The 14,914-nt window shown below is 71.9% G+C and carries 14 protein-coding genes; 5 read left to right on the top strand and 9 right to left on the bottom strand.

Annotation, left to right across the window (positions count from 1 at the left end; genetic code table 11):
- Positions 1 to 370 precede the first annotated feature (370 nt).
- The 3 genes from KYX17_RS27930 to KYX17_RS27920 form a co-directional block, all read right to left on the bottom strand.
- Positions 371 to 3,073 carry a molybdopterin cofactor-binding domain-containing protein gene (locus KYX17_RS27930; RefSeq protein ID WP_243232200.1) on the bottom strand — a complete coding sequence of 901 codons (2,703 nt, stop codon included), beginning with the start codon at positions 3,071 to 3,073 and terminating at the stop codon, positions 371 to 373.
- Positions 3,070 to 3,906 carry an FAD binding domain-containing protein gene (locus KYX17_RS27925; protein WP_243232197.1) on the bottom strand — a complete coding sequence of 279 codons (837 nt, stop codon included), beginning with the start codon at positions 3,904 to 3,906 and terminating at the stop codon, positions 3,070 to 3,072. Before KYX17_RS27925 ends, KYX17_RS27930 begins: the two co-directional genes overlap by 4 nt.
- Before the next feature lie 350 nt (positions 3,907 to 4,256).
- A complete protein-coding gene (locus tag KYX17_RS27920) occupies positions 4,257 to 4,847 on the bottom strand; it encodes a TetR/AcrR family transcriptional regulator (protein WP_243232195.1) in 591 nt (196 codons plus the stop codon).
- Between the two features lie 74 nt (positions 4,848 to 4,921).
- Here KYX17_RS27920 and KYX17_RS27915 point away from each other — a divergent pair, with 74 nt between their 5' ends.
- Together KYX17_RS27915 and KYX17_RS27910 are read left to right on the top strand one after the other, a co-directional pair.
- Positions 4,922 to 5,314 (top strand): DUF1304 domain-containing protein, encoded by a 393-nt coding sequence (locus KYX17_RS27915; RefSeq protein WP_243232193.1) that lies wholly within the window; start codon positions 4,922 to 4,924, stop codon positions 5,312 to 5,314.
- A gap of 69 nt (positions 5,315 to 5,383) precedes the next feature.
- Entirely contained in the window at positions 5,384 to 6,361 is a 978-nt protein-coding gene (locus KYX17_RS27910; RefSeq protein WP_243232191.1) for a zinc-binding dehydrogenase, read from the top strand.
- 95 nt (positions 6,362 to 6,456) lie between these two features.
- On the opposite strand, the gene KYX17_RS27905 is transcribed toward KYX17_RS27910, so the two are convergent.
- Both KYX17_RS27905 and KYX17_RS27900 read right to left on the bottom strand, forming a co-directional pair.
- Positions 6,457 to 7,224 carry a nucleoside phosphorylase gene (locus tag KYX17_RS27905; RefSeq protein ID WP_243232189.1) on the bottom strand — a complete coding sequence of 256 codons (768 nt, stop codon included), beginning with the start codon at positions 7,222 to 7,224 and terminating at the stop codon, positions 6,457 to 6,459.
- Positions 7,225 to 7,346: 122 nt separating this feature from the next.
- A complete protein-coding gene (locus tag KYX17_RS27900; protein WP_243232187.1) occupies positions 7,347 to 8,423 on the bottom strand; it encodes an XdhC family protein in 1,077 nt (358 codons plus the stop codon).
- A 50-nt stretch (positions 8,424 to 8,473) separates the two neighbouring features.
- On the opposite strand from KYX17_RS27900, the gene KYX17_RS27895 reads away from it, so the two are divergent.
- From KYX17_RS27895 to KYX17_RS27885, 3 genes are read left to right on the top strand one after another with little or no spacing between them, the layout of a single operon-like run.
- Positions 8,474 to 9,034 (top strand): NTP transferase domain-containing protein, encoded by a 561-nt coding sequence (locus KYX17_RS27895; protein ID WP_243232184.1) that lies wholly within the window; start codon positions 8,474 to 8,476, stop codon positions 9,032 to 9,034.
- Between the two features lie 35 nt (positions 9,035 to 9,069).
- The gene (locus tag KYX17_RS27890; RefSeq protein ID WP_243232181.1) at positions 9,070 to 10,104 is read left to right on the top strand and encodes a hypothetical protein; all 1,035 of its coding nucleotides are present in this window, start codon (positions 9,070 to 9,072) and stop codon (positions 10,102 to 10,104) included.
- Between the two features lie 43 nt (positions 10,105 to 10,147).
- Complete coding sequence (locus KYX17_RS27885) at positions 10,148 to 10,642, top strand: hypothetical protein (RefSeq protein ID WP_243232180.1); 495 nt, start codon at positions 10,148 to 10,150, stop codon at positions 10,640 to 10,642.
- Between the two features lie 4 nt (positions 10,643 to 10,646).
- Here KYX17_RS27885 and KYX17_RS27880 read toward each other — a convergent pair whose 3' ends face one another.
- The 4 genes from KYX17_RS27880 to KYX17_RS27865 form a co-directional block, all read right to left on the bottom strand.
- Entirely contained in the window at positions 10,647 to 11,564 is a 918-nt protein-coding gene (locus tag KYX17_RS27880; protein WP_243232178.1) for a 2-hydroxyacid dehydrogenase, read from the bottom strand.
- A gap of 195 nt (positions 11,565 to 11,759) precedes the next feature.
- Entirely contained in the window at positions 11,760 to 13,070 is a 1,311-nt protein-coding gene (locus KYX17_RS27875; protein WP_243232175.1) for a threonine/serine exporter ThrE family protein, read from the bottom strand.
- Between the two features lie 138 nt (positions 13,071 to 13,208).
- Positions 13,209 to 13,826, bottom strand: coding sequence for a response regulator transcription factor (locus tag KYX17_RS27870; protein ID WP_243232173.1), 618 nt, complete (start codon positions 13,824 to 13,826; stop codon positions 13,209 to 13,211).
- Positions 13,820 to 14,911 carry a sensor histidine kinase gene (locus tag KYX17_RS27865; RefSeq protein ID WP_243232170.1) on the bottom strand — a complete coding sequence of 364 codons (1,092 nt, stop codon included), beginning with the start codon at positions 14,909 to 14,911 and terminating at the stop codon, positions 13,820 to 13,822. Before KYX17_RS27865 ends, KYX17_RS27870 begins: the two co-directional genes overlap by 7 nt.
- Positions 14,912 to 14,914 lie beyond the last annotated feature (3 nt).

Here is a 14,914-nt window from a genome sequence, read left to right as displayed (position 1 = left end):
TCGCACCGGGCCCGCTGTGCCACAAACCGTGTCGGCCGGCCGAAACACTGCACCCCCGGCCCGACCCGTGCGCCGAGCGTGTTCAAGGGACCCGAAACGTCGTGTTTCGGGCGGCGGAGCCGCACGTCGGGTCCCTCGAACAGGGGGGATCGGCGCCGGAGGGTATTCGAGGGACGCGACTCGTGCTGTTTCGGCCCGCGGAGCCGCATCCCGGGTCCCTCGAACAGGGGAATCGGCACCGGCGAGTGTTCAAGGGACCCGAAACGTCGTGTTTCGGGCCGCGGAGCCGCCCATCGGGTCCCTCGAACAGGGGATGCGGGCGCGCGAGCGCGGATCCCCGCGGGTCACGCGCCGGCGTCAGCCCCGCGGTTCACCCCTGGGCGAGCCGCCAGACGCGCTCGCGGGTGAACGGCTGCTGGTACGGGCGTGAGCCCAGTGCACGGGCGATCGCGTTGCCGATCGCGGGTGCGACGGGGTTGTACGGCGACTCGCTCATCGACTTGGCGCCGAACGGACCGAGGTCGTCGCGGGTCTCGGCGAAGTACACCTCGGTGTCGGGGACGTCGGCGAACTGCGGCACCCGGTAGGTGCGGAAGACCGGGTTCGCGACGCGTCCCGTCGGATCGATCAGGACCTCCTCGTACAGCGCGCTGCCGATGCCCTGCGCGACGCCGCCCTCGACCTGGCCGCGGCACTGCGCGGGGTTGATGACCGTGCCCGCATCCGCCGACTGGATCGACTGCAGGATGCGCACCGTTCCCGTGGAGGGGTCCACGGCCACCCGCACGGCGTGCACGTTGAAGGCGAGCGAGCGGATCTCGCCGAGCTCCGCGCCCGTCGCGGTCAACCCGGCCTCGGTCGTCTCGGGAGCGGCGGCGAGGATCTCGGCGAAACTCAGCATCCGCTCGCCGACACGCACGCCGCCGGGAGTGAGCTCGGGCTCGACGCCCGGTACGAGCACGGCGGCGACCTGCAGCATCCGCTGCTCGAGCGCGAGGCAGGCGGCGTACAGCGCCTTGCCCGCCACGGTGATGCCGGCCGAGGCGAACGCGCCGGTGTCGTGCGACACCAGGTCGGTGTCGGCGGTGCGCAGGTCGAGGCGGTCGATCGGCACCCCGAAGACGGATGCGGCGATCTGGCGCAGCACGACAGTCGTGCCGTTGCCGAACTCGCTCGTGCCCGCGCGCAGCGCGTAGGTGCCGTCGGCGCGCAGGGTCGCGGTGGTGTGTGAGACGTGGCCGAAGGGAGCCATCGTGGCGATCATCGCGACCGCCATGCCCTCGCCGACCGCCCAGCCTTCCGGCGCTTCGACCCCGTTGCCGCGCTGCAGCGCGGTCTGCGCGAGATCGAGGCACTGGTCGAGGCCGTACGACCCCCAGCGCAGGTCGGCCTCGTGCAGGGCGTCGCCTTCCTGGATCACGTTGCGCCGCCGTAGCTCGAACGGGTCGATGCCGAGCTTCAGGGCGAGCTCGTCCATGGCCGACTCGACGCCGAGGATCACCTGGCCCAGGCCGTAGCCGCGGAACGCGCCCGAGGGCACGTTGTTCGTGTAGACGACCTCCGCGTGGATGCCGCGCACCGGCGAGCGGTACACCGTGAGCGCGTCGGCGCACGCGTGGAAGAGCACGCCGCGCGAGTGGTTTCCGTACGCGCCGGTGTCGCTCAGCAGGTCGAGCTTCATGGCGGTGAGGATGCCGTCGCGGGTGGCGCCGAGCGTCACGGTGGAGCGCATGGGGTGGCGCACGGCGGCGCGCTGGAACTCGTCGGTGCGCGAGAACTCGTAGGCGACGGGTCGGCCTGTGTCGAGCACGGCGAGCGCCACGAGGTCTTCGGTGAAGATCTCCTGCTTGCCGCCGAACCCGCCGCCGACGCGGGCGGCGAACACGCGCACCGTCGCCGGGTCGCGGTCGAAGATGCGGGCGATCTCGTCGCGTACGAGGAAGGGGACCTGGGTGCTCGAGCGCAGTACGAGCCGGCCGTCGTCGTCGATCCATCCCACGGTGCCGTGGGTCTCGAGCTGGGCGTGGGTGACGCGGCTCGTCTGCCACGTACCGGTGACCGTCACCTCGCTCGCCGCGAGCGCCGCGTCCACGTTGCCGCCGTGGCTCTCGTCCAGCGAGAGCAGTGTGTTGCGATCGGCGTGATCGACGCGGTCCTGCGGCGTGCGGTCGGGATGCAGCAGCGGCGCGCCGGGGCGGCGGGCCTCGTCGGGGTCGAACACGGCGGGCAGCGTCTCGTAGTCCACCCGGATCGCGCGGCAGGCCGCATCCGCCGCCGCCGCGGTCTCGGCGACCACCGCGGCGACCCGCTGGCCGACGTGGCGCACGACGTCGTCGAGCATGCGGGTGTCGTCGGGGTCGTCGGTGCGGTGCTCGTGGCGCGCGGTCGAGTAGAGCAGGTCGGGCACGTCGGCGTGCGTGTAGATCGCCACGACGCCGGGGATGCGGCGTGCCGCCTCCGTGTCGATCGCGAGGATGCGGGCGTGCGCGTGCGGCGACGACAGCACACGCAGCACGAGCGTGCCGACGACGGGCTCGTCGAACGTGTAGGGCTCCAGCCCCTGCACGATCCGGCGGGCGGCGGGCGGTACGAGCGAGGTGCCGATGGCGCCGGTGGGCGCGGGCCCGGTCTCGCGCACGGGGCCCAGGACCGACGAACGGATGGCCTCGCGAATGGGGCGGTACCCCGTGCAGCGGCACAGGTTGCCCTTCATCTTGCGGTCGAGATCGTCGAGATCGTGCTCGCAGACCGTGGATGCGGTCACGCTCATGCCGGGCGTGCAGAAGCCGCACTGGAACCCGAAGTTCTCGGCGATCGCCTCCTGCACCGGGTGCAGGTCGTCGCCCGGAGCGAGACCCGCGGCGGTCGTGACCGAGCGGCCCTCCATCCGCACGGCCGGGATGATGCAGGAGTGCACGGGCTCGCCGTCCAGCAGCACGGAGCACGCGCCGCAGTCGCCGGCGTCGCATCCCTTCTTGACCTCGGTGTGTCCGTGCTCGCGCAGGAGCGTTCGCAGGCACTGGCCGGGAGCAGGTTCCGCCTCGATGTCGGTGCCGTTGACCTCGAACCTCATGCGGCCTCCTCCAGCTCGGCGCGGATCCGCTCCGCGAACTCGATGCTCACCCCGCGCCGCCAGTCCGCAGCCCCGAGGGGATCGGTGTAGTAGCCGGTCACCGATCCGACGGATGCGGCAAGGGTCGCCGCATCCGGCAGCTCGGAGAACCGCAGCACGGTGGGAGCCGCGGTGGCGGCGGTCAGGGTGAACACGCTCGTGCCGTCCTCGTCGACGCGGCCGGTGACGACCGCACCGGAGCGGCCCAGCTCGGCGAGGGCGATCTTGCGCAGGCGCACGGTGGAGCGCAGAGCGGATGCGGGGAACTCGAGCGCGCGCAGGACCTCACCGCGGGCCAGCACGTTGGTGCCGTTGCCCGTGGGCACCTCGGCCACGGGCATGCGGCGCTCGCCGCCGTCGGGCGTCCAGATGACGGCCGTCGCGTCGAGTGCCGCGGCGAGGGAGATCATGGCGCCCGCGGCGAACGAGCGGCACACGTTGCCGCCGACGGTGGCGGTGTTCCAGATCTTGAACGAGGCGAGGAGGGCGTGCGCCGCATCCGTGACAAGGTGCGCGGCGGTCCACTCGGAAGGTACCGGTGGCAGGTCGGCGGCGCGTCCCTCGGCCCAGGCGAGGAAACGGGCGATCGTGCAGGTCGCGCCGACTCGCAGACCGTCGTCGGTGAGCTCGATCTCGGGCCAGTCGAGGGTGGTGAGGTCGACGAAGCCCGTGGTGCCCGGCAGGGGCTCGCTCATGAGCCAGGTGCCGCCCGCCAGGAAGACCTCGCCCTCGTTCAGGCGCAGGTCGGACCGGCTTCTCGCCGGTCGGAAACTCGTGATGGTCGTGATGTCCACGGCTGCCTCGGGATGTTGGTCACATGAACAGCCCCCAGTGAACCAGGGCGGCGTTTCGTGGGTGTTTCGCGTGCGTGAGCCCGCGGTCCCTCGGCGAGCAGGCTACGCCCGCCTGGCGACGTAACTCCTGCAAAACGGGGTGCTGGCCCCGGCCTACGCACCGACCGGCCGGTTCTGCAGGAGTTCGGGCGTGCGCATGCGGCGGGATCCGCGCTCGGGTGCGTGCCGCATCCGACCCTTCATGGCGACGTAACTCCTGCAGAACGGGGTGCTGGCCCCTTTGCGGGCCCCGAAGCGGCGGTTCTGCAGGAGTTCGGGCGCCGGGACGGCGTGGACGGCGGGGTGCCGGATCAGTGCGGTGCCCACCCGGTAGCCAGGGTGCGGGCATTGTCCACCAGATCGGCTGCCGCCGCGGGCTGGGCGCGCACGATGGCCATGGCCGAGAGTACGTGGGCGGTGCAGGAGCGGGTGAGCACGGCGCGGCCCTCCGCATCCAGGTCGGGGCGGCGGGCGGCGACGCCCGCGGCGAAGGCGGTCGTGAGCTCGGTGCGGTACTGATCGACCGCCCGCTTGACGTGCTCGTCGTCTGCGAGGGTGCCGCGCACGGTGTTCATCAGGAGGCAGCCGTGCTCGGCGAGATGTGTGCGCGGGGCTTGCAGAGCGGCGGCAAGACCGGTGAGGTAGGTCTCGAGCGCATCGGTGCTCACGTCGGGTCCCAGGAGAGGGGCGAGTCGTGGTCGGATCACCTCGTCGAGGTAGCTCTCGATCGCCGCGTCGAACAGCTCGCGCTTGCTGCCGAACGAGTGGTACAGGCTCGACCGGCCGAGCCCGGTGGCCGCCTCGAGGTCCGGAACGGATGCCTCGGCGTAGCCGTGCTGCCAGAACACGTCGCGTGCCGCGCGCACGACCGCGTCCTCGTCGAAGGTGCGAGTGCGACCCATTTCGACCACCGCCTTTACTGGAACGTCCATTGCAGTATATATTGAAACGACCGTTGCAATAACAGGAGGATTCCATGCTCATCGTCGGACTCGTGTTCGCCGGCCTCGCCGCCGTGCTGCACGTCTACATCTTCTGGATGGAATCGTTCGCGTGGGATCGTCCGCGCACCCGCCAGACCTTCGGCCTGGGCAGCGATGAGCAGGTGCAGATGACGAAGCCGATGGCGTACAACCAGGGCTTCTACAACCTGTTCCTCGCGATCACGGCCTTCGTCGGCATCGTCGGCGTCGCCGCGGGTGCGACCGCGGTGGGCGCGGCGCTCGTGCTGACCGGCACCGGTTCGATGCTGGCGGCGGCCCTCGTGCTGCTGCTCTCCGACCGCACCAAAGCCCGCGCCGCGATCACGCAGGGGACCCTGCCGCTGCTCGCCGTCATCGCGACGACGATCGGCCTGCTGGTCGCCTGACGGCAACGACCTCGGGGGCATCCACCCGACGCTCCCGTCTTCCCTCACCCCACGAGAAAGAGGAACAACATGCGCGCCATCGTGCATTCCGCCTTCGGTGATCCCGCCGAGGTCCTTCACGTCGAGGATGCCCCGCTCCCCGAGCCCGGCGCCGGACAGGTCCGCGTGCGGACGCTGCTCTCGCCCATCCACAACCACGACCTGTGGACCGTGCGCGGCACGTACGGCTTCAAGCCCGAGCTCCCGGCCCGCGCCGGCACCGAGGCCGTCGGCGTCGTGGATGCGGTCGGTGAGGGCGTCGAGAACCTGAGCGTCGGGCAGCGCGTCGCCACCGGCGGCACGTTCGGCGTCTGGGCCGAGTACTTCATCGGCCACGCGGCTGCGATGATCCCCGTACCCGACGCGATGGACGACGTCACGGCGTCGCAGCTGGTCTCCATGCCCTTCAGCGCCCTGAGCCTCATCGAGTTCCTCGAGCTCGAGCGCGGCGACTGGCTCGTGCAGAACGCGGCCAACGGCGCCGTCGGACGCCTCGTCGCGCAGCTCGCGGTCGCCCGTGGCCTGAACGTGCTCGGTCTCGTCCGCCGCGACGCGGGCGTGGCGGAGCTCGAGGGCCTCGGCATCGGCAACGTCGTCTCGACCGAGGGTGAGAACTGGCGCGAGCGCGTCGCCGAGATCACCGGCGGCGCCCCGATCGTCGCCGGCGTCGACTCGGTCGGCGGTGCCGCATCCGGCGAGGTACTCTCGCTGCTCGCCGAGAACGGCACGCTGGTCGCCTTCGGTGCGATGGCCTCGCCCATTATGGAGATCGCCTCGGGCGACGTGATCTTCAAGCAGGCCACGGTCAAGGGCTTCTGGGGCAGCAAGGTCAGCTCGTCGATGGCGCCCGCGCGCCGCGGTGAGCTGCTGCGCGAGCTCGTGACCCGCATCGGCGAGGGCGTTCTCACGCTCCCGGCCTCGCACACCTTCAGCTTCGACGAGATCTCGGATGCGGCCCGCGCCAACTTCGAGCCCGGCCGCATCGGCAAGGTGCTGCTCAAGCCCTGACCGGCGTCATCCCGCCGAGCGAGCATCCGTTCGCCGAGCGCGCATCCGATGGGGTGCTCACTCGGCGAACGGGTGCTCTTTCGCGTGGACGGGGGCTACAGCTCCAGTTCGACCGCGGTCTCCAGAGCGGCCTCGATCGAGCGCATCCAGCCGTCCTTGAGCGCGGTGTTCTTCTCGTCGTACAGCGACGCGCCGTCGACGAGGTTGCTCGAGCAGGCGCACACCATGCCGGCGCGCAGCCCCCGCATCCGCGCGACGATATAAAGCGCCGACGCCTCCATTTCGACGTTGAGGATGCCCATCCGGTTCAGCTGGCCGATCCATTCCGGCGTCTCGGCGTAGAACGCGTCGTCGCTCACACTGATGCCGCTGTGCGAGCGCGTGCCGGAGGCGGCGGCCAGCCGCTCGGAGTGCCGCTGCAGAGCGAGCGTGAGCGCGAGGTCGGGTACGGCAGGAAAGCCTTTGGGCAGGTACGCATCCGTCGTGCCGTCGTTGCGGAAGCTTCCCTCGCTGACGAGCAGATCGCCGGGTTCGATGCCCGGTTGGAGTCCGGCGGAGCTTCCGACGCGGATGAATGAGGTCACGCCGACGCGGGCGAGTTCCTCCACGGCGATGGCGGTCGACGGGCAGCCCATTCCGGTGGAGGTGGCCGTGATGTGGCGCCCCTTGTACCAGCCGGTCATCGTGCGGTGCTCGCGGTTGTGCGCGACCTCGCGCACGTCAGTCAGGAACTCCGCGACCAGCGGTACCCGGAACGGGTCGCCCGGCAGGAGAGCCACGGACGACACCTCTCCCGGCGCGATGCCGATGTGGTACTGCCGGGCGGTGAGACCGGCCTGGGACTTGTCGACGGGCTGAGACATGGTTGCTCCTCGGGTGCTGAGACGAACGGTTCGTCGCAGTCCCCGCCCTGGCTGCCGCCATGGTTGTTAGGACGCGCGGTCAGGCTAGCACCGCGTGCGCGCCTCCTTCGCCGAGCGCGCTCTCATTCGTCGAGCGAGCACCCGATCGAATGCTCGCCCGACGAAAGGATGCTCTCTCGCGATGGCGAGGTGGAGGTGGATGCGGATGTGCGGGGGTGCAGGGCGCCGGTCCCTGCGCGCAGCGGCAGGCCCGACCCGCCGCGACGCGCGGCGACGATCTCGGCCAGCACGGCGATCGCCGTCTCCGGCGGCGTGACGCCGGCCAGATCCAGCCCGAGCGGCGAGTGCAGGCGGGCGAGATCGGCCTCGGCGACGCCCGCCTCGCGCAGCAGGTCCGCCCGCCGGGCCACCGTGCGCCGCGCCCCCATGGCGCCCACGAAGCCGACGGGCAGGGCGAGGGCGGTCTGCAGCGCCGGGATGTCGAGCCGCAGGTCGTGGGTGAGCACGCAGACCGCGGTGCGCTCGTCGAGCTCGCCCCGCTCGTGCAGCTGCTGCAGGTACTCGTGCGGCAGCGCGCACACCCTCTCGTCGGCCTCGGGGAACCGCTCCGCAGTGACGAGGGTGTCCCACACGTCGCACACCGACACGGCGAAGCCGGATGCGGCGGCCACCCGGCTGAGGGCTGCGGCGTGCTCGCCCGCGCCGAGGATCACGAGGCGTGGGCGGCGGGGCGCGGCGACCACGAGCAGGTCGTCGTGCAGGGCGCTCTCGGGCACCGTGTCGTGCGGCACGAGCGTGCCGGCGCCGGGACCGGAGGCGACGATGCCGATCGCGGCGGGGCGATCGGACGCCGCCCGCTCGAGCGCATCGAGGGCGACCGCATCCGTGGGCGAGACGACGCTGATGACGGCGTCGATCGTGCCGCCGCAGGCGAGGCCCGCGGCGAAGGCCTGATCGTCGGTGAAGCCGAACCGCGCCGCATCGCCGGTGCCGCGGGCGAGGGATGCGAGGGCGAGTGCGACCGCGTCGCCCTCCACGCATCCGCCCGAGATCGAGCCGATCACCCGGGCGTCGCGCGTCACGGCCATCGCCGAGCCGACACCACGGGGAGCGGAGCGGGCGACACCCGTGACGGTGATGGTCGCCACGGTCTGCCCCGCGCGCAGCAGCGGCAACAGGTCGGCGGCGAGTTCGAGCATCCTCCCACGCTAACCAGCGCGTGTTTCGTGCGCGATACGCTGACCTGATCATGCCCCAGCCACGCGTCGCCGGCCTCGTGCTCGCCGCGGGTGCGGGGCGCCGGTTCGGCTCTCCCAAGGCGCTCGCCCGTACCTCCGACGGACGTTCGTGGTTGGCGCTCGCCGTCGGGGCGCTCCGGGATGCGGGCTGTCTGCCGATCTACGTCGCCGTGAGCGCGGCTCTCGATGACGTGCTGCCGCTCGTGCCCGCCAATGCGGAGCCGGTCCTCGTCGCCGATCCGTCAGAGGGGATGAGCGCGTCGCTGCGCGCGGGGCTCGCGGCCGCGACCGCCTCGGATGCGGTCGCTCTCGCGATCGTCACCGTGGACACGCCCGATCTCCCCGCCGCCGCGGTGCACCGCGTGGCGAGCGATGCGGATGCCGCAGCGCTCGCGCAGGCGGTGTACGGCGACCGACCGGGGCATCCCGTGGTGATCGGCCGGGAGCACTGGCCGGCGCTGGCCGCATCCGTCGTCGGCGATCGCGGCGCCCGCGACTATCTCCGTGCCCACGGGGCTCGGATGATCGACTGCGCCGATCTCTGGTCTGGCGAAGACCGCGACACCCGCTGATGCGCCCGGTCGCCGTCGCAGCCCAGAATGGGCCTATGCCGGACGACACCGACGACGAGCTGGCGCGTCTGCAGGCGCGTGCGTACGGTCCCGCCGCGGACATCGACGCGGAGGGCCTCGCCCGGCTCGCCGAGTTGCAGGAGGGCAGGGCCTCCGCCGTGCCCGTCCCCGCGCAGAGGACGGATGCCGCGGACGCGCTCGCCGCGCTCTTCGGACCGCCGGGGGAATCCGAGCGCGCCGCCTCCGATGTCGCGGGCCCGACGCGGCGTGGGCTGCGTGCCGGACTGCGTGAGGACGACCGTGCGCCCGCACCCGAGCCCGAGGTCGTGTTCGAGCCGCTGCCCGAGGCTGCGCCGGAGGACTCCGCGGAGGAACCGGCGGTGCCCGTGCGATCGAACCCCGCCACGCGGATCGCCTCGTGGCTGCCGAGTGGAAGGATGCGGTGGGTCTGGCTCGCGAGCATCGTGGTGGCGGTCGTCGTGACGGCGCTGGTTACGACGTGGATGCGTCCCTCGGACGGCGCGGGACAGTTGGCGAGCATGCATCTCCAGGGCGACGTCGTGAGCGGGGAACGTACGCGGGGAGGGATGTCGGAGCGGGAGGGTGTTCGCTACTACGGCGACTACCTTGGTCTGCACATCTACTCGCTGAACTCCTGTATCGAGGCATCCGCGGGCGAGACGCGCACGCCGGTCTGGGGCACCTGTGCAGGCGAAGGCCTCCCGCCGATCATGGACATCTACTTCGGCGGGACGAGTTCCGGTGGGGACGCGGCGGTGCCGGATGCGGTGCTCGAGCGGTACCCGGACGGCGGCGTGCTGCGCTTCGCCCTTCGGGGCGACACCGTGCTCGTCGACGAGGGCGACCTTCCCGGCCGGCCCGGATGCCGATCTCGACGAGGCGGGGTTCGCGCGGCTCGCCGCGCTCGAGGCGGAGCTCTCGCCGCGGGGATCGAGCGCCGCGCGCGCCCCGGAGCCGGAGACAGAGCCGGAGCCGGGGCCGGAGGCAGAACCGGTCGCGGCGCCGGCTTCGGTCACCGCGGAGGACCCGCCTTCCGCCGAGGAGTCTGAGCCGGTCCCGCTCATCGCCCCGGTCTCGCTGAGCCCGTATCCCGTGCCGCGGACGCTCGATCGCCGTCTGCGCCTGGCCTGGGTCCTCAGCATCCTCGTGACCGCGGGCATCGCTGCCGGAGTCACGGCGTGGACACTGCCGTGGGGCGTGCGCGACGACCAGCACCACGCGGCGCGGCTCACCGAGCAGTCGGGGGAGAGCCCGGCCATGACCGAGTGGGAGATCCCCGGGTTCGAGCAGGGCGACCTGCGTTCGTACGGCTCCTACAGCGGTCTGGAGGTCTACGCGACCGACGCGTGCATCATCGTCAGGGCCATGACGCAGGACGAAGGCGGGTCGGGCTCCGGCACGTGTGCGGGCGCGGGTCTCGAGCCCACCGTCGATTTCTACGTCACGCGCACCTCGGGTGCGGGGGCCGGCGGTATGGGCTATCCCGAGGAGCTGCGCACGCGCTTCCCCGACGGGGGTGTCGTGCGTTTCACGCGCCACGGCGACGTCGTCCTCGTCGACGAGGGGGAGCTACCGCCCGGGTTCTGAGTCCTCAGGTGCGGATCACGACGTTCTCGGGCTCCTCGCCCGCGAGCAGGTGGGCGATCTGGCGCCGCACGAGGGCCACCATCCGCGGCTGCATCGCCGTCGATGCGCCTCCGACGTGCGGCGAGATGAGCACGCCCGGCAGCTCCCAGAGCGGGTGATCCGCCGGGAGGGGCTCGGGATCGGTGACGTCGAGCCCGGCGCGGATGCGGCCCCGGCGCACATGATCGACCAATGCGTCCGTGTCGATGAGGGTGCCGCGCCCGACGTTGACGACGAGCGCGCCGTCCGGCAGGGCGGCCAGCTCCGCGTCGCCGATGATGCCGCGGGTGCGCTCGGATGCGGGGAGCGCGAGGATCAGCACCTCGGTGTCGGCGAGCACCGCGTGGAGATCCTCGAGCGCCGCCACCTCGACGCCGTCCTCGGTGCGGGCATGCGTCGCGACGGCGCGCAGGTGCACCTCGAAGGGGCGTAGGCGCGCGGCGATCGCCTTGCCGACGCCGCCGAAGCCGAGCACGGTGGTGCGGCGGTCGGCGAGGCTCTGCGCGAAGGCGCGTGTCCAGTCGCGCTGACGGGCGAAGACGTCGAGTTCGCGCTGCACGGCGAGGGTCAGAGCGACGGCCAGCTCTGCCGTCGACGTCTCATGCACGGTTGCCGCGTTCGCGAACACGATCCCCGGGGGCAGCAGCTCTTCCGTGCCCTCGTAGCCGATCGACTGGCTCTGCACGAGGCGGGTCTCGACCCCCTCGAGTCGCGCGACGACGTCGCGCGCGCTCATGTACGGCGGTACGACCAGATCGATTCGGTCCGCCGGGGCGGCCGCATCCATCGGCCAGACCATCACCTCCACCTGCTCACCGAGGTCCGCCAGCTCGGCGGCGAAGGAGGGATCGGGCACGGACACGATGAGGCGGGAGGGCGTCATGCTGCGAGCGTAGCCACCCCGTCGATGAGCAGTCGGGGCGTTGCGTCGCCGCATCCGCGCGCCCCGCATCCGCACCCGCCTCCGCTTCGCACCCGCGTCCGCTCTGCAGGAGATCTCCGTCATTCAGGACGATTCCGCGCGAATCGTCCTGTTGAGGGGATTTCTCCTGCGCACGGGATGCGGCTGACAGCCGGTTCAGCGGGAGCGGTCGCCCCACTCCTTCTCCGACACGACTCTCGCGACCGTGAGCCCGATCGCGAGCGCCGCCACCACGAACAACGCCTGCACGCTGTTCTGCACCGCCGCGAGCGTGTCGCCGTCGATCGTGGCGACGATCGCGCGATACGCGGCCGCGCCGGGGACCATGATCACGACCGCCGGAACCGTCAGCGCCACCCGCGGCGCGTCGAGCCGGCGGTAGCAGACGAAGGCGCCGAGGCCCACGAGCAGCCCCGCGGCCATGGCCGCGACGGCGGGCATGAGTCCCGCATCCACCGCCGTCAGACGCGCGGTGTTCGCGATCGCGCCCACCGCGGCCGAGGCGATCGCGATGCGCCAGGGAGTGGCGAACAGCAGCGCGAAGCCGAGAACGCCGACGAATCCCGCCACGAGGCGCATCACGGCGAGCACGGGCTCGTCCAGCAGGGGCGTCGCGACCACGTCCGGCGACGTGGCGAACAGCGCGGCCACCGCCCAGACGGCGGAGCCGGCGGTGAGCAGGATGAGGCACGCGTAGACCACACGGGCGATCCCCGCGTTCAGGTCGAGGCGGGCGAGGTCCATCGCGCCCGTGACCAGAGGGAAGCCGGGCACGAGGAAGAGCACGGCGCTCGTGAGGGCGGCGTCGTGGGCGAACGGCTGGCCCAGCACCTCGAAGAACTGGGCGGCGCCGAGGTAGATCAGCAACGCCGCCGCCGCGGCGACGAACACGGTGAGGAACTCGTTCAACCGTGCGCGGCCCAGCAGCATCCGGACCGCCTGACCGGCGGCGGCGCCGACGCCTACCGCCACAGCCGCCGCCCATCCGCCGTTGTTGAGCAGGGCGAACGCGGCGCACGCCGCGCCGGCGGCGATGACCCGCAGCAGCATCCCGTAGCGGGCCGGACGCGCGGCGATCGCATCCAGACGTGCGGCGAAGTCGTCGACGCTCCCGCCCGCCTCGGCCTCGACCTCGTGCGAGAGGCGTTGCAGGGCCGCGATGCGTTCTGCGTTCACGACGGGGCGCGCGACCTCTGCCACGCGGGTGCGTACGAGCTGGCCGCGGCTGACAGTGAGCACGATGTCGAGCATGCCGACGCGGGCGTTCATGGTCTCGATGCCCCAGGCGCGGCCGACGCGCTCCATAGTCGTGCGCACGCGCGCGGAAGAGGCGCCCGCGCCCAGCATCAGGATTCCCAGCCGCAGCACCGCATCGGTGAGCGCGACGAACCGCACGGGTTCGAGACGCGTCTCATCGAGGGGGGAGGCGTCGCCGTCGTCCGCCGGGATCATACGGGCGCCGGCCATGGGGCCATCCTCCCATCCCCACGCGGCCGGATGCGGGACCAAGGCCCCGCGAGCTCGTGTTGGAGGCCCGTATTGCCGTGTCGGAGTCCCGGGGGCGACGTTTCGCGTCTCTCGAACGGGCGCTGCGGACCGGTACCGCTAGATCCAGCCCTTCTCGCGGGCGACCTGCGCCGCCTGCGAGCGATTCTCGGTGCCCGTCTTGCTGATCGCCGACGAGAGGTGATTGCGCACGGTGCCTGCCGAGAGGAACATCTCGGCGGCGATCTGCGCCACCGCCCGCCCGTCGGCCGACAGGCGCAGCGCCTGCTGCTCGCGCTCGGTCAGCGGGCTCTGACCCTCGAAGAGCGACGCCTCGGCGAGCTCGGGATCGACCACCCGGAGCCCCGCGTGCACGCGCCGGACCGCATCCGCCAGGCGATCCGCCGGCGCATCCTTCACGATGAAGCCGCTGGCGCCCGCATCCAGAGCCTGGCGGAGGTAGCCCGGCCGGGCGAACGTCGTGACGACGAGCACGCGGGTCGCCGGACTCGCCTCGCGCACCTGACGCGTCGCGGTGATCCCGTCCACTCCGGGCATCTGGATGTCCATGAGGCAGACGTCGGGTGTCGTGTCACGGGCGAGGGATGCGGCCTGCGCCCCATCGGCGGCTTCGGCGACCACGACGAGGTCGCCCTCCAGCTCGAGCAGGGCGCCCATCGCGCCGCGGACGAGCGCCTGGTCGTCGACGAGCATCAGCCGGATCGGTGCGTTCACCATGTCATGCTCACTCTCGTTCCGCCGCTGGGAGCCGGAGCGACCGCGAGCACGGCGCCGGCTGACGCCGCCCGCTCCTGCATGCCCCGGATGCCGTTGCCCGGGCCCTGGTGCACCCCCTGCCCGTCGTCGTCGACCGTGACGACGCCCGGCGCCACCGAGATGCGCACCGTGCGGGCGTGCGAATGGCGCAGGATGTTGGTCGTCGCCTCCCGCACGATCCACCCCGCGGGCAGCGACTGGGCGGGAGAGAGGGATGCGGCGTCGCCGCTGACCTCGACGGCCATCCCCGCCGACTCGAGCGCCGCACGGCTCGCCACCAGTTGCTCCGCGAACGCCTGGCCGCGGATGCCGGTCACGGTGCTGCGCACACCGGTGATGGCCTCTCCGGTGAGTCGCACGATGTCGGCCAGCTCGGCCTTCGCTCGATCGGGGTCGCGCTCGACGAGCCGCTCGGCCAGTTCGGCCTTGAGCTTCACCGCCGTCAGCGTGTGCCCGAGCAGGTCGTGCACGTCGCGAGCGATCGCGGTTCGTTCGTCGCTGGCGGCGAGCTCCAGCCGGATCCGATCCGTGTCGACGGAGCGTCCGATGAGCCAGCTCGTCACGGTGTTGATGACGGAGATCATGACGACCACCGACAGGATCTGGATGTTGTCCTCGATCGAGCCCGTGACGACGATCACGATGACGACGAGCCCGATGCCCGCGGTCATCGTCACCCAGTGCCACATGCGCCTCAGGCCGTAGCTGGCGTACGACATCACGAACGGCACGAAGCTCAGGGCGCCGTCGCCGATCGCGGGCACGGTGGCTGCGGCGCACGCGATCTGCACCCAGAAGAGCGTCTTCACGAGCCGGCTCGGCGTGCCCCACCCCGACCGCATCCCCGCGACGAACCCGACGACGTAGGCCACGGCGAACCCCGCCAGCGCGGCCCACCCCAGCACGACGAGGCCCAGCGGCGCCGGCGACGACAGCAGCGAGACGACCGGGAAGACCAGGAAGACCATCCACACGATGGCCATGACCCAGCCCCAGCGCTGCCACGGATCCTGTGGCATGCGCCGGGGCGCGGAGGGGGTCGTCACCGC

It is taken from the genome of Microbacterium sp. CIAB417, from assembly GCF_022788845.1.
This window is presented reverse-complemented; position numbering and strand designations above follow the sequence as displayed.